This is a genomic window from Azospirillum agricola, assembly GCF_020005195.1.
Taxonomy (GTDB): domain Bacteria; phylum Pseudomonadota; class Alphaproteobacteria; order Azospirillales; family Azospirillaceae; genus Azospirillum; species Azospirillum agricola.
Window position 1 is genome coordinate 115,912 of the sequence record NZ_JAIFZR010000005.1, and the last position, 23,093, is coordinate 139,004.

24 protein-coding genes and 2 tRNA genes are annotated in these 23,093 nt (G+C 67.8%); 4 read left to right on the plus strand and 22 right to left on the minus strand.

Going from position 1 to position 23,093, the window contains the following annotated elements; all coding sequences use genetic code 11:
- Window positions 1-77: 77 nt before the first annotated feature.
- From JN22_RS15365 to JN22_RS15445, 17 genes are all read right to left on the minus strand, one after another.
- Window positions 78-1,754, minus strand: a complete 1,677-nt coding sequence (locus JN22_RS15365; protein ID WP_223677746.1) for a ribonuclease J — start codon at window positions 1,752-1,754, stop codon at window positions 78-80.
- A gap of 35 nt (window positions 1,755-1,789) precedes the next feature.
- Window positions 1,790-2,563 (minus strand): type III pantothenate kinase, encoded by a 774-nt coding sequence (locus tag JN22_RS15370; RefSeq protein ID WP_085554813.1) that lies wholly within the window; start codon window positions 2,561-2,563, stop codon window positions 1,790-1,792.
- Between the two features lie 15 nt (window positions 2,564-2,578).
- The gene (locus JN22_RS15375) at window positions 2,579-3,376 is read right to left on the minus strand and encodes a biotin--[acetyl-CoA-carboxylase] ligase (protein WP_085554814.1); all 798 of its coding nucleotides are present in this window, start codon (window positions 3,374-3,376) and stop codon (window positions 2,579-2,581) included.
- Window positions 3,373-4,821 carry an NADH-quinone oxidoreductase subunit NuoN gene (nuoN, locus tag JN22_RS15380; protein ID WP_085554815.1) on the minus strand — a complete coding sequence of 483 codons (1,449 nt, stop codon included), beginning with the start codon at window positions 4,819-4,821 and terminating at the stop codon, window positions 3,373-3,375. The genes JN22_RS15375 and nuoN overlap by 4 nt, the downstream gene beginning before the upstream one ends.
- Window positions 4,822-4,834: 13 nt before the next feature.
- Entirely contained in the window at window positions 4,835-6,361 is a 1,527-nt protein-coding gene (locus JN22_RS15385) for an NADH-quinone oxidoreductase subunit M (RefSeq protein WP_085554816.1), read from the minus strand.
- A 23-nt stretch (window positions 6,362-6,384) separates the two neighbouring features.
- Entirely contained in the window at window positions 6,385-8,478 is a 2,094-nt protein-coding gene (nuoL, locus tag JN22_RS15390) for an NADH-quinone oxidoreductase subunit L (protein WP_085554817.1), read from the minus strand.
- A 9-nt stretch (window positions 8,479-8,487) separates the two neighbouring features.
- Complete coding sequence (gene nuoK / locus JN22_RS15395) at window positions 8,488-8,796, minus strand: NADH-quinone oxidoreductase subunit NuoK (protein WP_085554818.1); 309 nt, start codon at window positions 8,794-8,796, stop codon at window positions 8,488-8,490.
- Window position 8,797: 1 nt separating this feature from the next.
- The gene (locus tag JN22_RS15400; RefSeq protein ID WP_085554819.1) at window positions 8,798-9,412 is read right to left on the minus strand and encodes an NADH-quinone oxidoreductase subunit J; all 615 of its coding nucleotides are present in this window, start codon (window positions 9,410-9,412) and stop codon (window positions 8,798-8,800) included.
- A gap of 18 nt (window positions 9,413-9,430) precedes the next feature.
- Window positions 9,431-9,919, minus strand: coding sequence for an NADH-quinone oxidoreductase subunit NuoI (nuoI, locus tag JN22_RS15405; protein WP_085554820.1), 489 nt, complete (start codon window positions 9,917-9,919; stop codon window positions 9,431-9,433).
- Between the two features lie 95 nt (window positions 9,920-10,014).
- Entirely contained in the window at window positions 10,015-11,025 is a 1,011-nt protein-coding gene (gene nuoH / locus JN22_RS15410) for an NADH-quinone oxidoreductase subunit NuoH (protein ID WP_085554821.1), read from the minus strand.
- Entirely contained in the window at window positions 11,018-13,081 is a 2,064-nt protein-coding gene (nuoG, locus tag JN22_RS15415; RefSeq protein ID WP_085554822.1) for an NADH-quinone oxidoreductase subunit NuoG, read from the minus strand. Before nuoG ends, nuoH begins: the two co-directional genes overlap by 8 nt.
- A 15-nt stretch (window positions 13,082-13,096) precedes the next feature.
- On the minus strand, window positions 13,097-14,386 hold the full coding sequence (gene nuoF / locus JN22_RS15420) for an NADH-quinone oxidoreductase subunit NuoF (protein ID WP_085554823.1): 1,290 nt from the start codon (window positions 14,384-14,386) through the stop codon (window positions 13,097-13,099).
- 14 nt (window positions 14,387-14,400) lie between these two features.
- Window positions 14,401-15,036, minus strand: a complete 636-nt coding sequence (nuoE, locus tag JN22_RS15425) for an NADH-quinone oxidoreductase subunit NuoE (protein WP_085554824.1) — start codon at window positions 15,034-15,036, stop codon at window positions 14,401-14,403.
- Window positions 15,033-16,181, minus strand: a complete 1,149-nt coding sequence (locus JN22_RS15430) for an NADH-quinone oxidoreductase subunit D (protein WP_247877523.1) — start codon at window positions 16,179-16,181, stop codon at window positions 15,033-15,035. The genes nuoE and JN22_RS15430 overlap by 4 nt, the downstream gene beginning before the upstream one ends.
- Window positions 16,182-16,297: 116 nt before the next feature.
- Window positions 16,298-16,927 (minus strand): NADH-quinone oxidoreductase subunit C, encoded by a 630-nt coding sequence (locus JN22_RS15435; RefSeq protein ID WP_085554826.1) that lies wholly within the window; start codon window positions 16,925-16,927, stop codon window positions 16,298-16,300.
- A gap of 27 nt (window positions 16,928-16,954) precedes the next feature.
- A complete protein-coding gene (locus tag JN22_RS15440; protein WP_179166169.1) occupies window positions 16,955-17,500 on the minus strand; it encodes a NuoB/complex I 20 kDa subunit family protein in 546 nt (181 codons plus the stop codon).
- Window positions 17,491-17,859: an NADH-quinone oxidoreductase subunit A gene (locus JN22_RS15445; protein WP_085554828.1), complete on the minus strand. Its 369-nt coding sequence runs from the start codon at window positions 17,857-17,859 to the stop codon at window positions 17,491-17,493. Before JN22_RS15445 ends, JN22_RS15440 begins: the two co-directional genes overlap by 10 nt.
- 183 nt (window positions 17,860-18,042) lie before the next feature.
- Here JN22_RS15445 and JN22_RS15450 point away from each other — a divergent pair, with 183 nt between their 5' ends.
- A complete protein-coding gene (locus JN22_RS15450; protein WP_179166170.1) occupies window positions 18,043-18,183 on the plus strand; it encodes a hypothetical protein in 141 nt (46 codons plus the stop codon).
- Here the strand turns inward: JN22_RS15450 and JN22_RS15455 are convergent.
- Both JN22_RS15455 and JN22_RS15460 read right to left on the minus strand, forming a co-directional pair.
- A tRNA-Asp gene (locus JN22_RS15455) sits at window positions 18,172-18,248 on the minus strand. The genes JN22_RS15450 and JN22_RS15455 overlap by 12 nt on opposite strands.
- Window positions 18,249-18,393: 145 nt before the next feature.
- Complete coding sequence (locus tag JN22_RS15460) at window positions 18,394-18,678, minus strand: hypothetical protein (protein ID WP_223677747.1); 285 nt, start codon at window positions 18,676-18,678, stop codon at window positions 18,394-18,396.
- 233 nt (window positions 18,679-18,911) lie between these two features.
- On the opposite strand from JN22_RS15460, the gene JN22_RS15465 reads away from it, so the two are divergent.
- Both JN22_RS15465 and JN22_RS15470 read left to right on the plus strand, forming a co-directional pair.
- Window positions 18,912-19,130, plus strand: coding sequence for a hypothetical protein (locus JN22_RS15465; RefSeq protein WP_085557180.1), 219 nt, complete (start codon window positions 18,912-18,914; stop codon window positions 19,128-19,130).
- A gap of 217 nt (window positions 19,131-19,347) precedes the next feature.
- Window positions 19,348-19,647 (plus strand): hypothetical protein, encoded by a 300-nt coding sequence (locus JN22_RS15470; protein ID WP_223677748.1) that lies wholly within the window; start codon window positions 19,348-19,350, stop codon window positions 19,645-19,647.
- 30 nt (window positions 19,648-19,677) lie between these two features.
- Here JN22_RS15470 and JN22_RS15475 read toward each other — a convergent pair whose 3' ends face one another.
- Window positions 19,678-20,160, minus strand: coding sequence for a hypothetical protein (locus JN22_RS15475; protein WP_085554829.1), 483 nt, complete (start codon window positions 20,158-20,160; stop codon window positions 19,678-19,680).
- 138 nt (window positions 20,161-20,298) lie between these two features.
- Between JN22_RS15475 and JN22_RS15480 the strand changes: the two genes are divergently transcribed.
- Window positions 20,299-20,952, plus strand: a complete 654-nt coding sequence (locus tag JN22_RS15480) for a DsbA family oxidoreductase (RefSeq protein WP_085554830.1) — start codon at window positions 20,299-20,301, stop codon at window positions 20,950-20,952.
- A 115-nt stretch (window positions 20,953-21,067) separates the two neighbouring features.
- Here the strand turns inward: JN22_RS15480 and JN22_RS15485 are convergent.
- Both JN22_RS15485 and recJ read right to left on the minus strand, forming a co-directional pair.
- Window positions 21,068-21,143 (minus strand) — tRNA-Glu (locus JN22_RS15485).
- Window positions 21,144-21,246: 103 nt separating this feature from the next.
- Window positions 21,247-23,046, minus strand: a complete 1,800-nt coding sequence (recJ, locus tag JN22_RS15490; RefSeq protein ID WP_085554831.1) for a single-stranded-DNA-specific exonuclease RecJ — start codon at window positions 23,044-23,046, stop codon at window positions 21,247-21,249.
- Window positions 23,047-23,093 lie beyond the last annotated feature (47 nt).

The following is a 23,093-nucleotide window of genomic DNA, read 5'->3' on the forward strand; positions in this document are numbered from 1 at the left end:
TGCCTGGGAGACGGAATGTCCGTGGTCTCCGCCCTTATACACGGCCCCCGAACACGGGCAAGCCAGACGCGGACAAGCTAGACACGGACAAGGTGGACCTCCGTCACCGGCTTCTTGCCATGGGACGCGTTGAAGCAGCGGCGCACGGCGACGCGCGCCGCCTCCTTCACCTGGGCGTCGTCGGCCCGCGCCGTCCTGGACAGGCCGGCGACCGCCTCGCGCACGGCGTCGACCACGTCCAGCACCATGTCGCGGTCGGCGACCTCGTCGACCAGCCCCATCAGCGCCACCTGCGGCGCCGTCAGCAGCTCGCCGCGCGCGGACATCACCAGCGTGACCACGGAGGCGCCGTTGTTGACCATGCGGTTGCGCGTGCGCATCAGCCCGGCGTCGAGCGGCACCAGCCGCTTGCCGTCGAGCGCCATGCGGCCGGCCTTCACATGGGCGACGACCCGCGGCGGCGTGTCCGGACCGAGCCGGATCAGCTCGCCGTTGGCCGGGACGATCTGCTCGGGAATCTGGCAGTCCTGCGCCAGGGCGGCGTGGGCCTGCTGGTGGCGCTGCTCGCCATGCACCGGCACGGCGATGCGCGGGCGCACCCACTGGTACATGCGCACCAGCTCGTCGCGCGCCGGGTGGCCGGACACATGGACCGGAGCCTCGTCGGCGGTCACCAGCTCGACCCCCTGGGCGACGAGCTGGTTCTGCATGCGGCCGATGTCGCGCTCGTTGCCGGGGATCTCGCGGGAGGAAAAGACCACCACGTCGCCGCGCGCCAGCGTGATCTGCGGATGATCGTCGGCCGCGATGCGGGCGAGCGCCGAGCGCGGCTCGCCCTGGCTTCCGGTGCAGATCAGCACCAGCTTCTCGCGCGGCAGATAGGCCGCGTCATGCTCGGTCAGGAATTTCGGCACGTCGGCCAGGTAGCCGTTGGCCCGCGCCGCCTCGTTGATCCGCCACAGCGAGCGGCCGACCAGCGCCACATGGCGGTCGTGCGCCGCCGCGGCGACGGCGATGCTCTCCAGCCGGGCGACGTTGGTGGCGAAGCAGCTCACCGCGACCCGCACGTCGGGGTAGCGCCCGATCAGATCGATCAGCGTTTCGCGGACCGTCGCCTCCGACCCGGTGGTGCCCGGCACCAGCGCGTTGGTGCTGTCGCCGACCAGCGCCAGCACGCCCTCGTCGCCGATCTCGCGCAGCCGCTTCTCGTCGGCGACGCCGCCGACCTGCGGTTCGGGGTCGAGCTTCCAGTCGCCGGTGTGCAGCACGGTCCCGGCGGAGGTGCGGATGGCGAGCGCGTTCGGCTCCGGGATCGAATGGGTCATCGTGACGTATTCGACGGCGAAGGGACCGGCCTCCAGCGAGCCGCCGAGCGGCACCTCGTGGATCGGCACGACGCCGCTCAGGCCCCGCTCGTGCAGCTTGGCGCGCAGCACCGACGCGGTGAACGGCGTGCAGTAGACCGGGCAGCGCAGCTCCGGCCACAGATACTGGATGGCCCCCAGATGATCCTCGTGCGCGTGCGTCACCACCAGCCCGACCAGATCCGCCCGCCGCTCCACGATGAAGGCCGGGTCGGGCATGATCACGTCGAGTCCCGGCATCGAATCGTCGGCGAAGGAGATGCCGAGATCGACCATCAACCACTTGCCGCGATGGCCGTAGAGGTTGAGGTTCATGCCGATTTCGCCGGAGCCGCCAAGCGGCAGGAAATACAGCGCGTCATCCTCCGGAACGAAGGGGTCCGCCGGCATCGGTGCGGCTCCGGCGGCGGTCTTGGAGGATTGGGTCATTTGCTCGTGTTGCGCTTGTGGATCAGGAGGAGACCGCGAAGCGTCAGCTCGCCGTCGGTGTGTTCGATGACATGGGTCGCCTTGGCGAAAAGAACAGCCAGCCCGCCGGTGGCGACCACCGACATCGGCTCGCCATACTCAGCCTTGATGCGGGCGACCAGCCCCTCGATGAGGCCGACATAGCCCCAGAAGATGCCGGACTGCATGCAGGCCACCGTGTTGCGGCCGATCACGGCGGCCGGCGGCTGGATCTCGACGCGCGGCAGCTTGGAGGCCGCCATCTGCAACGCCTCCAGCGACAGGTTCAGGCCGGGCGCGATGACTCCGCCGCGGTAGTTGCCGTCGGAATCCACCACGTCGAAGGTGGTCGCGGTGCCGAAATCGATGACGATCAGCGGGGTCTTGTAGGTGGCCGCCGCCGCCACCGTGTTGACGAGGCGGTCGGCGCCGACCTCCTCCGGCCGGTCGACCAGCGCCTTGGTGCCGAGATCGACCTCGGGCTGGCCGACGATCACCGGCTCGCAGCCGAAATGGTCCTTGCACAGCCGCTTCAGGTTGAAGGTGGCGCCGGGAACCACGCTGGCGATGATGGTGCCGAGGATGTCGACCGGCTTCAGCCCCTTCAGCGCCATCAGGTGGGTCAGCCACACCATGTACTCGTCGGAGGTCCGCTTCGGGTCGCTGGCCGTGCGCCAGATGCCGCGCTGTCGGTCGCCGTCGTAGATGGCGAAGACCACGTTGGTGTTACCGGCGTCGATGGCGAGCAGCATGGGCTGGCGTCCGTGTCAGGAAGCGGGCGGAGGGGCGAAGAAGACGTCACCGGCGGCGATGCGCTGTCGCGGACCACCGTCCGCTGGATCAAGCAACAGAACGCCGTCGCTGTCCAGATCGGCGAAGGTTCCGGGGATGGTGCGGTCGGCCAGCCGAACCAGGATCGGCCCGCCGAGCCCGCGCGCCCGCGCCAGCCAGGCGTCGCGCACCGGGCCGAAGCCGAACGCGCGCCAGCGGCCGTACCAGGCCGCGAGATGCCCGGCGTAGATCTCCAGCAGGGCGGACGGCGCCATCACCGGGGCGCCCTCGGCGGTCAGCGAGGTTGCGGCGTAGCCGGCGTCGTCGGGGAAATGACGCAGGTTGATGCCGACGCCGAGCACGAGCCAGCCGACCGCGCCGTCCGCGCCGGGCTCCGACTCCAGCAGGATGCCGGAGAGCTTGCGGTCACGGACCAGGACGTCGTTGGGCCATTTGCAGCGCACGCCCGACGGGTCGGGCAGCACCGATTCGGCGGTTTCGGCGATGGCGAGCGCGGCGACGAACGAAATCTGCGCCGCCTCGGCCGGCGAGCCGCCGGGCCGCAGGATGGTCGAGCTGTAGAGGTTGCCCTCGGGCGAGGTCCAGGCCCGCCCGCGCCGGCCGCGCCCGCTCTCCTGCCGGCGCGCCCAGACGATGGTGCCTTCGCCTGCCCCCGCACGCGCCAAAGCCTTCGCCTCGTCGTTCGTGCTGCCGACGGAGGCGAAGGCTTTGACCTGGAAGCCCGGAGGCAGGCGCAGACGCGCCGCCTCCGACTCGGGTAACGCTGCGGTCATCCGGCGAAGAGTGCCGCGGCCGCGGCGGCGGCCCCGTTCAGGATCGGCGCCGGAGCCACGAAGAACAGCAGGGTGAACAGGCTGGTGGCGACCAGGATGCCCGTCATGCCGTCGTCATCGACCTTGTCGACCACCACCACCGGCTCGTCGAAATACATGATCTTGATGATGCGCAGGTAGTAGTAGGCGCCCACCACGCTGGTCAGCACGCCGATCACGGCGAGCGCGTAGTCCTGCGCGGCGACGGCGGCGAGGAAGACGTAGAGCTTGCCGAAGAAGCCGGCCATCGGCGGAATGCCGGCCATGGAGAACATGAAGATCGCCATGGTCGCCGCCAGCAGCGGGTTGGTCTTCGACAGGCCGGCGAAGTCCTTGATCTCCTCCAGCATGACGCCCTTGGCCTTCATCGACAGGATGACGGCGAAGGCGCCGATGTTCATGGCGATGTAGAGCGCCATGTAGATCAGCACGCCGCGCACGCCGTCCTGGGTTCCGGCGGCCAGACCGACCATCGCGTAGCCGATGTGGCCGATCGAGCTGTAGGCCATCAGCCGCTTGATGTTGGTCTGCATGATGGCGACGAAGGAACCGATGACCATCGACAGGATGGCCGTCGCCACCAGCACCTGGTGCCACTGGGCGGTCAGGTGGCCGAACGGCTCGATCAGCACGCGGGTGAACAGCGCGATGGCGGCCACCTTGGGTGCTGCGGCGAAGAAGGCGGTGACCGGGGTCGGCGCGCCCTCGTAGACGTCGGGCGTCCACATGTGGAAGGGGGCGGCCGACACCTTGAAGGCCAGGCCGGCCAGCACGAAGACCAGACCGATCACCACGCCCGTCGACACATGGGCGCCGCCGGCGAAGAGGGCGGCGATCTTGTCGAAGGAGGTCGTGCCGGCGAAGCCGTAGACCAGCGAGGCGCCGTACAGCAGCATGCCGGACGACAGGGCGCCGAGGACGAAATACTTCAGGCCGGCTTCCGACGACTTGGCGCTGTCGCGGCGGAAGGCCGCGATGACGTAGAGCGCCAGGCTCTGCGTCTCCAGACCGACATACAGAGAGATGAGATCGTTGGCCGAAATCATCATCAGCATGCCGAGCGTGGCGAGCAGCATCAGCACCGGGAACTCGAAGCGGGCCATCTCCTCCCGCTCGTTGAAGCCGAGCGAGAGGATGACCGAGGCGGCGGCGGCCACCAGCACCAGCACCTTCATGAAGACGCCGAAGGCGTCCATCACGAACAGGCCGTTGAAGGTGACGACGCGGCCGGTGCCGTAGCCCATCGTCAGGACGGCGGCCAGCAGCATGACCACGACGGTCAGGTAGGAGACGGGACGGGTGAAGCCGTCGCCGCGGAAGACGCCGAGCATCAGCAGGGCCATCGCCGCCGCCGCGAGGAAAATCTCCGGCAGGGCCGGCCAGATGTCGGGAAACACTGCGGTCATGTCGAGGAACCCCTTAGCGCGCGGCGACCGACAGGCCGGACGCGGCGTGCGACGCGGCCAGCTTGGTCTGGTAGGTCTGGATCAGCTGCTCGACCGACGCCGAGGTCACGTTCAGGAAGCTGCTCGGGTAGACGCCCATCCACAGCACCACCAGGACCAGCGGGATGAAGACCGCGATCTCGCGGGCGTTCATGTCGAACATCGCCTTGACGTCCGGCTTGACCAGCTTGCCGTACACGACGCGGCGGTACAGCCACAGCGCGTAGGCGGCGCCCAGCACCATGCCGGTGGCGGCCAGCGCCGCGACCCAGGTGTTGTCGCGGAAGACGCCGAGCAGCACCAGGAACTCGCCGACGAAGCCGGCGGTGCCCGGCAGGCCGACCGACGCCATGGTCATGAACAGGAAGACCACCGCGTATTTCGGCATGTTCTTCACCAGACCGCCGTAACGGGTGATCTCGCGGGTGTGCAGCCGGTCATAGACGACGCCGACGCAGAGGAACAAGGCGCCCGAGACGACGCCGTGCGACAGCATCTGGAAGATCGAGCCCTCGATGCCCTGCTGGTTCAGCGCGAACATGCCGATGGTGACGAAGCCCATGTGGGCGACCGAGGAGTAGGCGATCAGCTTCTTCATGTCCTCCTGGGCGAGAGCGACCAGCGAGGTGTAGATCACGGCGACGACCGACAGCGTGTAGATCAGCGGCGCGAAATACTCGGTGGCCTCCGGCAGGATCGGAATGTTGAAGCGCAGGAAGCCGTAGCCGCCCATCTTCAGCAGCACGCCGGCCAGGATGACCGACCCGGCGGTCGGCGCCTCGACGTGGGCGTCCGGCAACCAGGTGTGGACCGGCCACATCGGCACCTTCACGGCGAAGGAGGCGAAGAAGGCCAGCCACAGCCAGAGCTGCATGCCGCGCGGGAACTGGGTGGCGGTGATGGTCGGGATGTCGGTGGTGCCGGCCACATAGTACATGGCCAGGATCGCCAGCAGCATCAGCACCGAGCCGAGCAGCGTGTAGAGGAAGAACTTGAACGCCGCATAGACCCGGCGAGGACCGCCCCAGATGCCGATGATCAGGAACATCGGGATGAGGACGCCCTCGAAGAACATGTAGAACAGCACGAAGTCCAGCGCGCAGAACATCCCGATCATCAGGGTTTCCAGCGCGAGGAAGGCGATCATGTACTCCTTGACCCGGGTCTGCACCGACTCCCAGCCGGCCAGGATGCACAGCGGCATCAGGAAGCCGGAGAGCACGACGAACAGCACCGAGATGCCGTCGACGCCCATGTGGTAGGAGATGCCGAAATCGGGGATCCACGCCGCCTTCTCGACCATCTGGTAGCCGGGATTGCGCGGGTCGAAGTTGATCCAGATGAACAGCGTCAGCACGAAGGTGACGAGTGTCGTCCACAGCGCGATGTAGCGGACGTTCCGCACCACATCCGGCGACGTGCCCCTGCAAAAGAGCAGGATCAGCGCCACACCGACGAGCGGCAGGAAGGTCGTGAACGACAGGAGCGGCCAGCTAGCCATTTTTGTTGTTCCCCCTCAACCGCTCAACCGAAGGCCGCAAGCCAGGCGACGAGCAGGACGACCCCGATCACCATGGCGAAGGCGTAGTGATAGACATACCCCGACTGCAACCGGCTGGCGCGGGCCGCGACGTCGCGGGTCGCGGCGGCGACGCCGTCCGGACCGACGCCGTCGATCAGCGCGCCGTCACCCGACTTCCACAGCCCGTAGCCCAGCGACTTGGCGGGACGGGTGAAGAGGCGGTCGTACAGCTCGTCGAAGTACCATTTGTTGTAGAAGAAGGCGTGCAGGCGCGGCAGCGCCTTGGCCGCCTTGGCCGGCAGGCCGGGCATCTGGATGTAGGCGATGTAGGCGGCGGCGATGCCGAGCAGACCGACGACCAGCGGCGCCAGCTTCACCCAGCCGGGCGTGTGATGGTGCGCGGCCTCGATGCTGTCGGTGTCGTGCAGCGCCAGGATGGCCTTACCCCAGAACGCGGCGCGGTCGTGGCCGATGAACCACTCGTGGAAGCCGACGCCGGCGAACAGCGCGCCAAGCGCCAGGACGCCCAGCGGGATCAGCATGACGAAGGGCGATTCATGGGCGTGGTCGTAGACCGACTTCTCCATGCGCGGCTTGCCGTGGAAGGTCATGAACAGCAGACGCCAGGAGTAGAAGGCGGTCAGCAGGGCCGCGGCGATGCCGAGCGCGAAGGCGAAGCGGCCGATCGGGCTGGCCGAGGCGTAGGCCGCCTCCAGGATCATGTCCTTGGAGTAGTAGCCGGCGAAGAAGGGCAGACCGGCCAGCGCCAGGTTGCCGATCCACATCACCGCGTAGGTGAAGGGGATCTTGCGCCAGACGCCGCCCATGTTGCGCATGTCCTGCTCGTGATGCAGGGCATGGATCACCGAGCCGGCGGCAAGGAACAGCAGCGCCTTGAAGAAGGCGTGCGTGAACAGGTGGAACATGGCCGCGCCGTAGGCCGAGACGCCGGCGGCGAAGAACATGTAGCCGAGCTGCGACATCGTCGAATAGGCGATGACGCGCTTGATGTCGAACTGGGTGAAGCCGATGGTCGCGGCGACGAAGGCGGTCAGGGCGCCGACGACGGCCACCACCTCCAGCGCGGTCGGCGCGTATTCGAAGACCGGCGACAGGCGGCACAGCATGAACACGCCGGCGGTCACCATGGTGGCCGCGTGGATGAGCGCCGACACCGGGGTCGGGCCCTCCATGGCGTCCGGCAGCCAGGTGTGCAGGCCGAGCTGCGCCGACTTGCCCATGGCGCCCATGAACAGCAGCAGGCAGGCGATGGTCAGGCCGTTGAAGTCCCAGCTGAGGAAATGCAGCGACTGGCCGGTGATGGTCGGGGCCTTGGCGAAGATCGCGTCGAACTGGACCGAGCCGGTCAGCACGAAGATCGCGAAGATGCCGAGCGCGAAGCCGAAGTCGCCGACGCGGTTGACCAGGAAGGCCTTCATGGCGGCGGCGTTGGCCGACGGCTTCTCGTACCAGAAGTTGATCAGCAGGTAGGAGGCGAGACCGACGCCCTCCCAGCCGAAGAAGAGCTGCACGAGGTTGTCGGCCGTCACCAGCATCAGCATGGCGAAGGTGAACAGCGACAGGTAGCCCATGAAGCGCGGCTTCTGCGGGTCGTCGGCCATGTAGCCGATCGAGTAGAGATGCACGCAGGCCGAGACGGTGTTGACGACGATCAGCATCACCGCGGTGAGCTGGTCGACGCGCAGCGCCCACTTGACGTCGAGCGTGCCGCTCTGGATCCAGGTCATCAGCTCGACCGTGCGCGGGTGACCGCCGACGGCGACGTCGAAGAACAGGATCCAGGAGAGCAGCGCCGACACCAGGACGGCGCCGGTCGTCACGAACTGCGCCGCGCGGTCGCCCGCCGTCGGCGGCCCGGCGACCACATGGTGGTCGTCGTGCGCGTCGTCATGACCATGATCGTCATGGGCGTGGGCGTGGGCGGCGTGCGCATGATCGTCGTGACCGTGCGCATCGTGATGATGATCGTGTCCGTGACCGGCAGCCGCCGGCGCGGCCTTCGGCCCGCCGAACAGCGCGATCGATCCGGCGATGAGGAACGCCAGAAGCGGAAGGAATACGACAAGCACTTCCATGGCGCCGCCTCAACCCTTCATCATGTTGATGTCTTCGACTCGGATCGAGCCGCGATTGCGGAAGTAGACCACCAGGATGGCGAGGCCGATGGCCGCCTCGGCGGCCGCCACGGTCAGGATGATCATGGCGAAGATCTGGCCGACCAGATCGTGCAGATGCGTCGAGAAGGCCACCAGGTTCAGGTTCACCGCCAGCAGCATCATCTCGATCGACATCAGGATGATGATGACGTTCTTCCGGTTCAGGAAGATGCCGAGGACGCCGAGCGTGAAGACGATGGCCGAGACCGTCAGATAATGCCCGAGACCGATCTCCATATCACACGCCCTCCCCGGTCGTGACCTTGCGGATGACGACCACATCGTCCCGGTGACGGGCGATCTGGGCGCCGACATTCTGCTTCCGGACGCCGGCGCGGTGGCGCAGCGTCAGCACGATGGCGCCGATCATGGCGATCAGCAGGACGATGCCGCAGGCTTGGAACAGATAGACATACTGGGTGTACATCAGGCGGCCGAGCGCCTCGGTGTTCGACACGGCGTCGATCGCCGGGGTCGGCGCCGCGGCCAGCTTGTCGACGCCGGGGGCGACGATCCAGCCACCCAGCACCGCCGCCAGCTCGGCCAGCAGGATCAGCCCGATCAGCGCGCCGAGCGGCAGCACCTCCATGGCGCCCTGCCGCAGCTCGCGGAAGTTGATGTCCAGCATCATGACCACGAACAGGAACAGCACCGCGACCGCGCCGACATACACGATGACCAGGATCATCGCGACGAACTCGGCGCCCATCAGCAGGCACAGGCCGGCCGCCTGGAAGAAGGCGAGGATCAGATACAGGACCGAATGGACGGGGTTGCGCGCCGAGATGACCATCACACCGGAGGCCACCAGCAGCGCCGCGAACACGTAGAAGGCGATGCCTTGGATAATCATCGTTTTTCTCGCTTCCGCTTACCGGTAAGGAGCCTCGGCCGCGAGGTTCTGGGCGATCTCCGCCTCCCAGCGGTCGCCGTTCGCCAGCAGCTTCTGCTTGTTGTAGAAAAGCTCTTCACGGTTCTCGGTGGAGAACTCGAAGTTCGGCCCCATGACCACGGCGTCGACCGGGCAGGCCTCCTGGCACAGGCCGCAGTAGATGCACTTGGTCATGTCGATGTCGTAGCGCGTCGTGCGGCGGCTGCCGTCGTCGCGCGGTTCGGCCTCGATGGTGATGGCGAGCGCCGGGCACACCGCCTCGCAGAGCTTGCAGGCGATGCAGCGCTCCTCGCCGTTCGCGTAGCGGCGCAGCACGTGCTCGCCACGGAAGCGGGAGCTGATCGGCCCCTTCTCATACGGGTAGTTCAGCGTGACCTTGGGCTTGAACATGTAGCGCAGGGTCAGCGCAAGGCCGCCCACCAGCTCGGTCAGGAACAGGCTGCGCGCCGCGCGGTCGAGGAACGCCATGGCCTCTTCGTCTCCTTCCTTGCCGGCGGACCCCTCCTGGAGTCTCCGCCGGCGCTCTCAACGAAATTCAGTAATGGGCTTTCGGTTCGGACCGCTTACTTGGGCAGCCAGCCGAAGGTCACGAGCACGCCGGCCGTCAGCACGACCCAGAACAGCGAGAAGGGCAGGAACACCTTCCAGCCCAGCCGCATCAGCTGGTCGTAGCGGTAGCGCGGCATGGTGGCGCGGACCCAGACGAAGGTGAACAGGCACAGCGCGATCTTCAGGGCGAACCACACCACGCCCGGGATCCAGGTGAAGGGCGCGAAGGGCAGCGGCGACAGCCAGCCACCCAGGAACAGGATGGTGGTCATCGCGCTCATCAGGATCATGTTGGCGTATTCGCCAAGGAAGAAGAGCGCGAAGGGGGCCGAGCTGTATTCCACCATGAAGCCGGCAACCAGCTCCGACTCGCCTTCCGGAAGGTCGAAGGGCGAGCGGTTCGTCTCGGCCAGCGCCGAGATGAAGAACATGATGAACATCGGGAAGAGCGGAATGGCGAACCAGATGGTCTCCTGCGCCCGCACGATCTCCGTCAGGTTCAGCGAGCCGACGCAGAGCAGCACCGAGATGATGATGAGGCCCATCGAGACCTCGTAGGACACCATCTGCGCCGCCGAGCGCAGCGCGCCGAGGAAGGCGTAGCGCGAGTTCGACGCCCAGCCCGCCATCACGATGCCGTACACGCCCAGCGACGAGATCGCGAACAGGTACAGGACGCCGACGTTGATGTTCGACAGCACGACGCCGTAGTCGAACGGGATGACCGCCCAGGCGACCAGCGCCAGGAAGAAGGTGATCATCGGCGCGATGTAGAAGACGACGCGGTTGGCGCCCTCGGGAAGGATCTGCTCCTTGGCGAACAGCTTCAGGCCGTCGGCGAAGGGTTGCAGCAGGCCGAAGGGACCGACGATGGCCGGCCCCTGGCGGAGCTGCATCGCGCCCATGATCTTGCGCTCGGCGTAGGTCATGAAGGCCACGGCGACCAGCAGCGGCACCGTGATCGCCAGGATCTTCAGAACGATGATGATGAGCGGCAGCAGGAAGCCGCTGAAGAACTCAGCCATGGGTGCCAGTCCTCTCCTGGGCGGGGCCGACAAGCGCTTCCGTGCAGTTGGCCATCGTCACCGAAGCCCGGCTGATCGGGTCGGTCATGTAGAAGTTCGCGACCGGCGACACGAAGGGCGCCGCGTCGACCGGCCCCTGCGCGCCGAAGGGCGCCCAGGCGGCCGGGGTGGTCTGGCCGACCGCCGCGAAGATCGGGTTCGCCGCCATCAGGCGCTGGCGGAGCTGCGTCTGCGTGTCGTAGGGCAGCGTCGCGCCGACCGCTTCCGACAGGGCGCGGACGATCTTCCAGTCCTCGCGGGCCTCGCCCGGCGGGAAGGTCGCCAGACGGGCGAGCTGCGGACGGCCCTCGGTGTTGACGTAGACCGCGTTCTTCTCGGTGTAGGCGGCACCCGGCAGGATCACGTCGGCGCGGTGGGCGCCGGCGTCGCCATGGTGGCCCTGGTAGACCACGAAGGCCTTGCCGAGCTTGGCGGTGTCGATCTCGTCGGCGCCGAGCAGATAGACGAATTCGATCTCGCCCTTCGACGCGCCGTCGAGGATGCCGTGGATGTCGCGGCCGCCCTCGCCCGGCAGGAAGCCGGCCTCGATGCCGCCGACGCGGCCGGCGGCGGTGTGCAGCACGTTGAAGCCGGCCCAGTCGTCGCGGAACATGCCGTAGACCTCGCCGACGATGCGGGCGGCGGCCTGGACGGCGAGGCCGTCGGCGCGCTGGAAGGCGCCCATGCCGACGATGATCAGCGGGTTCTTGGCGTTGCGCAGCGTCTCGGCGAAGGCGTGGCTGCCGTCGCTGAGCTGCTGGAGCGTTTCCGGCCCCGTGCCGATGTGGGCGTAGGGGTAGGTCAGGTCCTTCTGCTCGCCGATCAGCGCGATCTTGACGTTGCCGGCCAGATAGCGCTTGCGGATGCGGGCGTTGACCAGCGTGCCTTCCCAGCGCGGGTTGGTGCCGACCAGCAGGATGACGTCGGCCTTCTCGATCCCGGCGATGCCGGAATTGAACAGGTAGCCGGCGCGCACCGAGGTGTCGAACCGCGCGCCGTCCTGGCGGCAATCGAGGTTCGCCGAGCCCAGGCGGCCCATCAGCTCCTTCAGCGCGAACTGCGCCTCGACGTCGGCCAGATCGCCGGAGATGGCGGCGACGCGGTTGCCGGGCAGGCCCTTCAGCTTGGCGGCGACGGCGGCGAACGCCTCGTGCCAGCTGACCGGAACCAGCTTGCCGTTCTTGCGGACATAGGGGCGGTCGAGGCGCTGGCGCTTCAGCCCGTCATAGGCGTAGCGGCTCTTGTCGCTCAGCCATTCCTCGTTGATGTCGTCGTTGACGCGCGGCAGGACGCGCATCACTTCCGACCCGCGCGTGTCGACGCGGATGTTGCAGCCGACGGCGTCGAGCACGTCGATCGTCTCGGTCTTGCGCAACTCCCACGGCCGCGCCGTAAAGGCGTAGGGCTTGTGGGTCAGGGCACCCACCGGGCAGACGTCGGCGAGGTTGCCCGACAATTCCGAGCCGATGGCCTTTTCGACGAAGGTGGTGATCTCCATATGCTCGCCACGGTTCACGGCGCCCACATCGGGGACGCCGGCCACCTCGTTGATGAAGCGGACGCAGCGGGTGCAATGGATGCAGCGGGTCATGATCGTCTTGATCACGGGACCCATATACTTGTCCTGGACGGCGCGCTTGTTCTCCAGGTAGCGGCCGCGGTCGAAGCCGTAGGCCATCGCCTGGTCCTGGAGGTCGCACTCGCCGCCCTGGTCGCAGATCGGGCAATCCAGCGGATGGTTGATCAGCAGGAATTCCATGACGCCCTTGCGGGCCTTGAGCACGGTCTCGCTGTTGGTCCTGACGACCATCCCGTCGCCGCAGGGCATGGCGCAGGAGGCGACCGGCTTGGGCGCGCGCTCCATCTCCACCAGGCACATGCGGCAGTTGGCCGGCACGCTGAGGCGCTCGTGGTAGCAGAAGCGCGGAATCTCGATCCCCAGCTGCTCGCAAGCCTGGAGGATCGAGGTGCCCGGCTCGACCTCGATCTCGATCCCGTCGATGGTGAGTTTCGGCATGGGAACGGGAACTCCTTACTCGGCCGCCAGCGGCGCAGCGTTGCGGTAGGCCTGGATGCGCCGCTCGACTTCCGGGCGGAAGTGGCGGAACAGGCCCTGGATGGGCCAGGCGGCGGCGTCGCCGAGCGCGCAGATGGTGTGGCCTTCGATCTGCTTGGTGACCTGGAGCAGGAGATCGATCTCCTCGACCCGGGCGTTGCCCGTCACCATGCGCTGCATGATGCGGCTCATCCAGCCGGTGCCCTCGCGGCACGGCGTGCACTGGCCGCAGGATTCATGCGCGTAGAAGCTCGACAGCCGGGCGATCGCCTTCACGACGTCGGTCGACTTGTCCATGACGATGACCGCCGCCGTGCCGAGGCCGGAGCGGACCTCGCGCAGGCTGTCGAAGTCCATCAGGACGGTGTCGCAGGTCTCCTTGGGCATCAGCGGCACCGAGGAGCCGCCGGGGATGACCGCCAGCAGGTTGTCCCAGCCGCCGCGCACGCCGCCGGCGTGACGCTCGATCAGTTCCCGGAGCGGGATGCCCATCTCCTCCTCGACGTTGCACGGCTTGTTGACGTGCCCGGAGATGCAGAAGAGCTTGGTGCCGGTGTTCTTCGGACGGCCGATGCCGGCGAACCAGCCGGCGCCGCGGCGCAGGATGGTCGGGACGACGGCGATCGACTCGACGTTGTTCACCGTGGTCGGGCAGGAGTAAAGGCCGGCCTGGGCCGGGAATGGCGGCTTGTTGCGCGGCTGGCCCTTCTTGCCCTCGATCGACTCGATGAGCGCGGTCTCCTCGCCGCAGATGTAGGCGCCCGCACCCCGGTGGATGTAGACGTCGTAGCTGTAGCCGGTGCCGCAGGCGTTCTTGCCGATCAGCCCCGCCGCGTACGCCTCGTCGATGGCGCGCTGGACGTTGGAGCCCTCGTTGTAGAACTCGCCGCGGATGTAGATGTAGCAGGCGCTCGCACCGATGGCGAAACCGGCGATCAGGCAGCCTTCGATCAGCTTGTGCGGATCGTGGCGCAGGATGTCGCGGTCCTTGCAGGTGCCCGGCTCGCCCTCGTCGGCGTTGATGACGAGGTAGACCGGCTTGTCGACGACGTTCTTCGGCATGAAGGACCACTTCATGCCGGTCGAGAAGCCGGCGCCGCCGCGCCCGCGCAGGCCCGATTCCTTGACCTGCTCGATGATCCATTCGCGGCCGTTCTGTAGGATGGCGGCCGTGTTGTCCCAGTCACCACGCTTGCGGGCGGCGTCAAGACCGAAGTCCTGGAACCCGTAGAGGTTGGTGAAGATGCGGTCCTCGTCGCGAAGCATCGCGGTCTCCCCCCTCAGTCGTCGGCTTGGGTCGTGGTGAAGGCGGCCAGCGTCGTCGGCCCGCCAACGGGCTCCGACGACCGGCGGCCGATCTGCGACCCTGGCTTGGGCGTCTCGCCGCGCTTCAGCGCCTCGACGATGCCGTCGATGTGCTCCGGCGCCACGTCCTCGTAGTAGTCGTCGCCGATCTGCACAACCGGCGCGTTGACGCAGGCGCCCGAGCATTCCACTTCGCCGAGCGTGAACTGGCCGTCCGCCGTCGTCTCGCCGAGCCCGATGCCGAGCTTGTTCTTGCAGGCGTGGACGATGTCGTCCGAGCCGCGCAGCCAGCAGGGGGTCGTCGTGCAGACCTGGATGTGGTGCTTGCCGACCGGATTCTTGTTGTACATCGTGTAGAAGGTCGCGACCTCGTACACGCGGATGCGCGGCATGCCCAGCAGGTCGGCCACGGCGTCCATGGCGACGCGCGGCAGCCAGCCGCCGTTCTGGCGCTGCGCCACGTCCAGCAGCGGCATGCAGGCGCTGGCCTGCTTGCCTTCCGGATATTTGGCGATGATCCGCTTGGCCAGCTCCAGGTTCTCCTGGGTGAAGGCGAAGCTGGTCGGCTCGTGGCCATGCTGGTGGCCGTGATCGGAAGCGGGCGCGCTCATCGATCGATCTCTCCGAAAACGATGTCCATCGAGGCGATGTTGGCGACGGCGTCGGCCAGCATGTAGCCCTTCGACATGAAGTCCAGGCCCTGAAGATGGGCGAAGCCCGGCGCGCGGATCTTGCAGCGGTAGGGCTTGTTGGTGCCGTCGGAGACCAGATACACGCCGAACTCGCCCTTGGGCGCCTCGATGGCGGTGTAGGTCTCGCCGGCCGGGACGTGGAAGCCCTCGGTGAAGAGCTTGAAATGGTGGATCAGCGCCTCCATCGAGCGCTTCATCTCGCCGCGCGGCGGCGGCGAGACCTTGCGGTCCTCGATCTTGTAGGGGCCGTCCGGCATCTCCTTGCAGCACTGGCGGATGATGCGCAGCGACTGCCGCATCTCCTCCATGCGGACCAGATAGCGCGCCCAGCAGTCGCCGGTCAGGCCGACCGGGACGTCGAAGTCCATGCGGTCGTAGACCTCGTAGGGCTGCGACTTGCGCAGGTCCCAGGCGACGCCGGAGCCGCGCAGCATCGGGCCGGTGAAGGCCCAGTCGTAGGCCTCCTCCTTCGTCACCACGCCGATGTCGACGGTCCGCTGCTTGAAGATGCGGTTGTCGGTCAGCAGGTTGTCGAGGTCTTCCATGAACTTGGGGAAGCGCTCGGTGAAGGCCCAGATGTCGTCGAGCAGGCCGGCCGGCAGGTCCCAGGCGACGCCGCCGGGACGGAAATAGTTGGCGTGCAGCCGGGCGCCCGACACGCGCTCGTAGAACTCCATGAGGATTTCGCGTTCCTCGAAGCCCCACAGCGCCGGCGTGATGGCGCCGACGTCGAGCGCGCCCGTCGTGATCGACAGGATGTGGTTGAGGATGCGCGTGATCTCGGAGAACAGGACGCGGATGTACTGGGCGCGCAGCGGCGCCTTGATCTGCAACAGGTTCTCGATGCCGAGCACATAGGCGTGCTCCATGCACATCGGGCTGACATAGTCGAGACGGTCGAAATAGGGGACCGCCTGGACGTAGGTCTTGTACTCGATCAGCTTCTCGGTGCCGCGGTGCAGCAGCCCGATGTGCGGGTCGCAGCGCTCCACCACCTCGCCGTTCAGCTCCATCACCAGACGGAGCACGCCGTGGGCGGCCGGGTGCTGCGGCCCGAAATTCATCGTGTAGGGCTTGATCTGCGTCTTGGTCGCAGGGCCCCCAACAGGATTGCTGGCGGGTCCGCCGGGGCCGGCCACGACGACGCCGGTCGCCGATTCGGTGGAAACGGTGGTCATGGTCACGGCGTCTTGCTCCCGTCCTGGAGGGCCGCCTTCTCGTCGCCCGGAAGCATGACGTTGGTCATGCCTTCCCACGGGCTGAGGAAGTCGAAGCTGCGGAAATCCTGCGTCAGGCGGACCGGCTCGTAGACCACGCGCTTCTGGTCCTCGTCGTAGCGGGCCTCGACATAGCCGGTCAGCGGGAAGTCCTTGCGGAAGGGGTGCCCCTCGAACCCATAGTCGGTCAGGATGCGGCGCAGGTCCGGATGACCGTCGAAGAACACGCCGTACAGGTCCCAGACCTCGCGCTCGAACCAGTTCGCCGCGCTGTAGGCGGGAACGGCCGACGGGACGGGCGTGTCCTCGTCGGTGGTCAGCTTCACGCGCATACGGCGGTTGTGGGTGTAGCTGAGCAGCTGGTAGATGACCTCGAAGCGCTCGACGCGCTCCGGGAAATCGACCGCCGTGACGTCGGTGAGCTGCTCGAACCGGAAGGCCGGCTCGTCGCGCAGCGCCGTCAGCACCGCGACGATGGCCGGACGCTTGACCGTCACCATCAGCTCGCCGAGCTTGACCTCGACCGTCAGGACGTCGCCGCCGAGCTTCGCGGCGATGGCGTCCCCAAGTTCCTTCAACGCCTGTTCGGACATGGGTGGGACTTGCCTTCCTACTCGTCTTTAGCGGGCGATGCGGTTGCCGCGCCGGATCTTCTTCTGGAGCTGGAGGATGCCGTAGACCAGCGCCTCCGCCGTCGGCGGGCAGCCCGGAACGTAGATGTCGACCGGAACGATCCGGTCGCAGCCACGCACGACCGCGTAGGAGTAATGGTAATAGCCGCCGCCGTTGGCGCAGGACCCCATCGAGATCACCCAGCGCGGCTCCGGCATCTGGTCGTAGACCTTGCGGAGCGCGGGGGCCATCTTGTTGGTCAGCGTGCCGGCGACGATCATGCAGTCGGACTGGCGCGGGCTGGGACGCGGAATGACGCCGAAACGGTCGAGATCGTAGCGGCTCATGTAGGCGTGGATCATCTCCACCGCGCAGCAGGCCAGACCGAAGGTCATCGGCCACAGCGACCCCGTGCGGGCCCAGGCGAGCAGATCCTCGTACTTGGCGAGAACGAAGCCCTTGTCCTGGATCTCATCGGAAACGGCGCGGATGTAGGCGTCCTGTTCCGGTCCGGGCGGAATCGGCGCCAGCGGCTTGGCCACCTCTACTCCCATTCCAGAGCTCCTTTCTTCCACTCGTAAATGAAGCCGATGGTCAGGATCCCGAGGAACAGCATCATCGACCAGAAGCCGAACAGCCCGATGTCGCCCAGGGCGACGGCCCACGGGAACAGGAAGGCGACCTCAAGGTCGAAGATGATGAAGAGGATCGAGACCAGGTAGAACCGCACGTCGAACTTGGTGCGGGCGTCCTCGAACGGCTCGAAGCCGCATTCGTAGGGGGAGACCTTTTCGGCGTCCGGGTTCTTCGGGCTGATGACGTAGGACGCGCCCACCATCACCACCGCCAGCGCGATACCGATCAGCAGGAACACCAGGATCGGAAGATACTCAATGATCAGCGGAGTCGACACCGCGTTCCTCCCATAAGCCCACGGCCACGGGCGCCGTTCCGGCCGGTAAATCGGCGGAAGCGCGAGCCGTGGCAGGTATGCCTTGGATTAGCCCATCAGACGGGCCGGAATATATGCCGACTGAGTGACCAAGGAAAGCGCTTTGAATCGCTTTCCACCAAGCGGAAGGACCTATTCAAACGCATGGCTAGCCTTGGTAATACCACGCTTTTAAAGCCGGTGGAAGCCAAGACGACTGCAAAGCAAAAAAGACCCGCAAAACGCGAGTCTTTGGTCGTTTTTGACGATCTTCAGCAAATTTCAAAAGGAAAGTGGCGCGAGTGACGGGACTTGAACCCGCGGCCTCCGGCGTGACAGGCCGGCGCTCTAACCAACTGAGCTACACCCGCGCAGAGCGACGTTTGAAACCGGCTAACACCTTGAGGCGCTTGTCGTTTTCGAGGTCCGTGTCGGCCCCCGTCGTTCGGTGGGCGGTTTGTAGTCGGCCAGGGCACCCCCTGTCAACAGCCATTTTTCAAAAAAAAGCGGAAGGGGCTATTTTCCCTGCCCGCCCTCCCCCGCCCCGCCCGCCGCCGGCACGGCCAGACCGGCCCCGGAGCGGTCGAGCGTGGTCCGCCGCAACGCTTCGAGCCGCTCGAAAGCGGTGACCATGCCGGCCGGCAACTGGCGGTGCTCGACCGCGCTGGGGCCGCCGAAGCGGGTGAGGGTCCCTTCCAGGGCGCGGGCGAGATGCTCGGCCACGTCGAGATGCTGCTGGTCCAGCGCCAGCTCCAGCGCGGACAGGATGCGGTCGCCCAACCGGCGCTCGTTCAAGCTCATGCCACCTCCAGGAATGTCGGCGTCTCGCCGGCGTCAGGATAGCAGATGACCGACCGTTCCGCCGGGGCTTTGCGAGGCTGCGACACTCTTGCGGCGTCATCGGACGGGGCGCCATCGAGCGGGATGCGTCCGGCGCGCCCGCGTGGCATAGTCGGGGCATGCACCGGCACCGATTCCCGACGCTCCTTCGCCTCCGGTCCCTTCCGTGGATCGTCCCGCCCCTGGTCGCCGCCATGGCGTCCCCTGCCCTCGGGGCCAGCGTCTCGGCCGGACAGGCCGAGGCCAAGGAGGTCGCGAAGTCGCAGGGCAACTGCACCCCGGCCAAGGTCGAGGTGATGCGCTACACGATGGGCCGCGAGGGGCAGACCGTCTTCAAGGTCGGCTGCACCGAGGACAAGGAGGCCTTCGTCCTGGTCCAGTGCCGCGCCCGGATCTGCACACTTCTCCGATAGGAGAATTCACCGGTTGTTAAGGACGTTGGCGCGCAATAGCCGGGATCGCGCGGCGGGCGGGATCGCGCATCGGCGCAGCCACAGGGGGCGGAACGTGAACGGGGCAACGGCAGGACACCGGCGAAACGCGGGGCGACCGTTCCGGTCGGCGCCGATTCTCGCTTTCGCCGCCCTCGCCGCCGTGGCGGTCGGCGGATGCTCCTCGCCGCCTCCCTTGGTGCCCTCCCTGATCGGCGCGGACATCATCACGCTCAACGCGACCAAGAAGACCATCGGCGACCACATCGTGTCGGCCGCCACCGGGCGCGACTGCTCGGTGATCTCCTTCACGGAAACCGGCGACTATTGCCCCGACAAGGTGGTGGTCGACCGTTCGCGCGTTTATTGTTACCGGACGCTGGCCGACGTGGAATGCCACCACATCCCCGACCCCTACAAGAACGGCCACACCGCGCTCGCCAGCCCACCGCCGGACATCCGGACGGTGCCCCGCAGGAAGGGCTGGTTCGACGAGTGAGGGCGGCCGCGCCGTCCTGCGGTTCCGGCGTCAGCGGACCTTCTTCGCCACGAACGCCTTGGCGATGGCCATCATCGCCTTCTCATGGGTGACGCCGCCCTGGCCACTCCCCTGCCCGCTCCCCTGACCACCGGAAGCGCGCGCGGCGCCGCCCGGCTGGGCCCCGGCCTGACGGGCGGCGGGCGCCTGCGGCGCGCCCCCGTCATCCTCGCGCCCCAGCCGGTCGAGCAGGCTTTCCAGCGCGTCGCGGCTGAGGCCGGAGGCCGACGGGCGGGCTCCACCCGCCGCGGCCCCGCCCCGAGCCCGCGAGGCTCCGCCGCCCGAAGCCGCCGGACGGGCCGCCCTCTCGATGGCGGCGGCGGCGATGGCTTTCAAAAAGGGCTGGGCGATGCCGCGCAGCAGGTCGGGATCCTCCGCCGCCCACGCCATCAGAAGCTTCTGCGCGTTGGTCCGGCTGCCCCTGGCCGCCATGATCGCCTCGCGCACCTTGCCGTCGACATAGGAATTGCTCATCGTCCGTCCGTCTCCGCCAAAAAGCCGCTTCACGAATCGCTGGAGGCCGCGAATCCGGCGCCGCGATCAAGGCGACTGTCCGTCCGTATCGGTTAACAAAGAGTTGCCCGAAAAAGATCCCTCGGAGATAGTGTGGGAATGCTGATCGAAACCTTCGCCGATCTGACCTGCCCCTGGTGCTACATCGGCAAGCGCCGGCTGGCCCGCGCGCTGGACCAGCGGCCGGGGCTTCGCGCCGACATCCGCTGGCAGCCCTTTCAGCTCAACCCGGACATGCCCCCCGGCGGCATGGCGCGCGCCGACTACCTCGCCGCCAAGTTCGGCGGCGCCGAGCGCGCCCGGCAGATCTACCGGGTGGTCGAGGAGACGGCGGAGCGCGACGGCCTGCCCCTGGCGCTCGACCGCATCCAGCGGACCCCCAACAGCTTCGACGCCCACCGGCTGATCCGCATCGCCGGACGGCGCGGCCTGGGCAACCCGATGGCCGACACGCTGTTCGCGGCCTACTTCATGGAAGGCGTGGACATCGGCGACCGCGACGCGCTGGCGGCGACGGCGGAACGGCTCGGGCTGGACGGCGCCGAGATCCGGCATCTGCTCGGCACCGACGCGGAGGCCGCGTCGGTCCACGCCGCCGACTCCCTGGCGCGCCAGATGGGGTTGCAGGCGGTGCCCTGCTACATCTTCAACCGGCGCTACGCCCTGTCGGGCGCGCAGGAGCCGGCGAGCTTCCTGCCGCTTCTCGACCTCGGCAACGAGGAACCGGAGAATCTGTCGGTGGTGGCCGGCTGAGGGCGGTCGCCTCCCCACGGCGGATCGGCGGGTGGATCGGCGAGTCGGGCTGCCGTCCCGGTGCCCGAAAACGACTAAGCCCCGCACGAGGCGGGGCTTAAGTCATTGTACCGGTTGGCGTCCCCGACGGGATTCGAACCCGTGTCGCCGCCGTGAAAGGGCGGTGTCCTAGGCCTCTAGACGACGGGGACGTCGTTCGCGGTGACGCGCTTTCTAAAGATCATGGCCCGGTCGCGCAAGCGCTTTTTTGCACGAACGGTTTCTTTTTTCGGCAGCCCGCCCGAACGCCTCCGGTCAGGCCGAGCGGGCCGGCGCCGCGTCGTCGATCAGGAGCTGGACGCCCTCCGATCCGTTCCAGCGGTCGATGCGCAGGATGCCGGCGATGTGGAACGGCGTGCCGCGCCCGTTCAGCAGCCCCTGCCCCAGCTCGTTGTCCAGCGCCCGGAAGGCGATGGCCTTCAGGCGGCCCCCGTCGTTGCCCTGGAGGATGCAGCGCACATGGTTGGCGCCCACCACGTCGGCCCGCACCACGCGGGCGTCGGCGATGGCGAAGCGCGGCTCGGCGTTGCCCGTCCCGTAGGGGCCGAGCGTGTTCAGCGTGCCCACCAGGGCGGGCGTCGCCGCCCCCACCGACAGCGCCCCGTCCAGCTCCAGCGTCGGGACCAGCGGCGCCGCCGCGAGCTGCTCGGCGACCCTTGCGGTCAGAAAGTCGCGCAGCGCTTCCAGCCGGTCGCCCGCCACGGTGAAGCCGGCCGCCATCCGGTGGCCGCCGCCGCCGATCAGCAGCCCCTCCTGCCGGGCGGCGATCACCGCCGCCCCGAGATCGACCCCGCGCACCGAACGGCCCGACGCCTTGCCGATCACCGTGCCGTCGGCCTGCTCCTCCAGCGCGACGACACAGGCCGGGCGGCTGTAACGCTCCTTCAGGCGGGCGGCGACGATGCCGATCACGCCGGGGTGCCACCCCTCCCCGGCGACGAAGACCAGTTCCGCCGCGCGGCCCGATTCCGCCGCCACCCGCTCCAGGGCGTCCTCCAGCACCGCCTGTTCGACGGCGCGGCGCTCGGCGTTGTGCGCCTCCAGCTTCTGGGCCAGTTCCATGGCCTCGATCGGGTCGTCGGTGGACAGCAGGCGGGCGCCGAGATCCGAGGCGCCGACCCGCCCGCCGGCGTTGACCCGTGGCCCCAGCACGAAGCCGGCCTGATAGGCGTCCGGCTTCTCCTTCACGCCCGCCACGTCGGCCAGCGCCGCGAGGCCGGGATTGCCGCGCCGCGCCATCACCTTCAGCCCCTGCGCCACCAGCGCGCGGTTCAGCCCGGTCAGCGGCACCACGTCGCACACCGTTCCCAGCGCCACGAGGTCCAGCCAGTCCATCAGCTTCGGTTCGTCCCGCCCCTGGTAGAAGCCGGACTGGCGCAGGGCGCGGTTCACCGCGACGATGGTGATGAAGGTGACCCCGGCGGCGCAGAGCGTGCGGTAGGCGCCGTCCTCGTCCAGCCGGTTGGGGTTGACCAGCGCCACCGCCGGGGGCAGGCGCGGCTCGGCGGCGTGGTGGTCGAGCACCACCACGTCGAGGCCCGCCCCGGCCGCCGCCTCCAGCGCCGCGAAGGCGGAAATGCCGCAATCGACCGTCACCGCCAGCCGGATGCCCTCCGCCTTCAGGCGCAGCAGGGCCGGCGCGTTGGGGCCGTAGCCCTCCTTGATGCGGTCGGGAACATAGACCCGCAACTCCGCCCCGACCGAACGGAAGAAGCGGCGCAGCAGCGCGGCGGAGGTGGCGCCGTCGACGTCGTAGTCGCCGAACACGGCGACCGGCTCCCCCGTGCGGATGGCGTGGGCGATGCGCTCCGCCGCCGGGTCCATGTCGCGGAAACGCGAGGGATCGGGCAGCAGCGCCTTCAGGGTCGGGTTGAGGAAACCGTCGCAGACCTCCTCCGTCACCCCGCGCGCGGTCAGAATGCGGCCGACGATCTCCGGCAGGCCGCGCGTCTGCGCCAGGGCCAGGGCCAGCCGTTCGTCGCAGGGCCGCGCCTGCCAGCGCTTGCCGGACAGGGAGTGGGCGACGTTCAGGAAAGCGGCGGCGGTGTCGGTCATGATCGGAGAGGACTCGGCTGCTTGAACGGCCCCAAGCCATAGCAGAG

Coding starts and splice junctions, on each gene's coding strand:
- JN22_RS15465 (WP_085557180.1), top strand. CDS start 18,912: ATGGCGTCCCCTGCCCTCGGGGCCAGCGTCTCGGCCGGACAGGCCGAG.
- JN22_RS15480 (WP_085554830.1), top strand. CDS start 20,299: ATGCTGATCGAAACCTTCGCCGATCTGACCTGCCCCTGGTGCTACATC.
- JN22_RS15385 (WP_085554816.1), bottom strand. CDS start 6,361: ATGGCTAGCTGGCCGCTCCTGTCGTTCACGACCTTCCTGCCGCTCGTC.
- JN22_RS15365 (WP_223677746.1), bottom strand. CDS start 1,754: ATGCCGGCGGACCCCTTCGTTCCGGAGGATGACGCGCTGTATTTCCTG.
- nuoH (WP_085554821.1), bottom strand. CDS start 11,025: ATGGCTGAGTTCTTCAGCGGCTTCCTGCTGCCGCTCATCATCATCGTT.
- nuoG (WP_085554822.1), bottom strand. CDS start 13,081: ATGCCGAAACTCACCATCGACGGGATCGAGATCGAGGTCGAGCCGGGC.
- nuoN (WP_085554815.1), bottom strand. CDS start 4,821: ATGACCGCAGTGTTTCCCGACATCTGGCCGGCCCTGCCGGAGATTTTC.
- JN22_RS15435 (WP_085554826.1), bottom strand. CDS start 16,927: ATGTCCGAACAGGCGTTGAAGGAACTTGGGGACGCCATCGCCGCGAAG.
- nuoF (WP_085554823.1), bottom strand. CDS start 14,386: ATGCTTCGCGACGAGGACCGCATCTTCACCAACCTCTACGGGTTCCAG.
- nuoI (WP_085554820.1), bottom strand. CDS start 9,919: ATGGCGTTCCTCGACCGCGCGGCGCGCAGCCTGTTCCTGACCGAGCTG.
- JN22_RS15475 (WP_085554829.1), bottom strand. CDS start 20,160: ATGAGCAATTCCTATGTCGACGGCAAGGTGCGCGAGGCGATCATGGCG.
- JN22_RS15440 (WP_179166169.1), bottom strand. CDS start 17,500: ATGGGAGTAGAGGTGGCCAAGCCGCTGGCGCCGATTCCGCCCGGACCG.
- JN22_RS15375 (WP_085554814.1), bottom strand. CDS start 3,376: ATGACCGCAGCGTTACCCGAGTCGGAGGCGGCGCGTCTGCGCCTGCCT.
- JN22_RS15460 (WP_223677747.1), bottom strand. CDS start 18,678: ATGAGCTTGAACGAGCGCCGGTTGGGCGACCGCATCCTGTCCGCGCTG.
- recJ (WP_085554831.1), bottom strand. CDS start 23,046: ATGACCGACACCGCCGCCGCTTTCCTGAACGTCGCCCACTCCCTGTCC.
- nuoL (WP_085554817.1), bottom strand. CDS start 8,478: ATGGAAGTGCTTGTCGTATTCCTTCCGCTTCTGGCGTTCCTCATCGCC.
- JN22_RS15400 (WP_085554819.1), bottom strand. CDS start 9,412: ATGATTATCCAAGGCATCGCCTTCTACGTGTTCGCGGCGCTGCTGGTG.
- nuoK (WP_085554818.1), bottom strand. CDS start 8,796: ATGGAGATCGGTCTCGGGCATTATCTGACGGTCTCGGCCATCGTCTTC.
- JN22_RS15430 (WP_247877523.1), bottom strand. CDS start 16,181: ATGAATTTCGGGCCGCAGCACCCGGCCGCCCACGGCGTGCTCCGTCTG.
- JN22_RS15450 (WP_179166170.1), top strand. CDS start 18,043: ATGGCTAGCCTTGGTAATACCACGCTTTTAAAGCCGGTGGAAGCCAAG.
- JN22_RS15370 (WP_085554813.1), bottom strand. CDS start 2,563: ATGCTGCTCGCCATCGACGCCGGTAACACCAACGTGGTCTTCGCCATC.
- nuoE (WP_085554824.1), bottom strand. CDS start 15,036: ATGAGCGCGCCCGCTTCCGATCACGGCCACCAGCATGGCCACGAGCCG.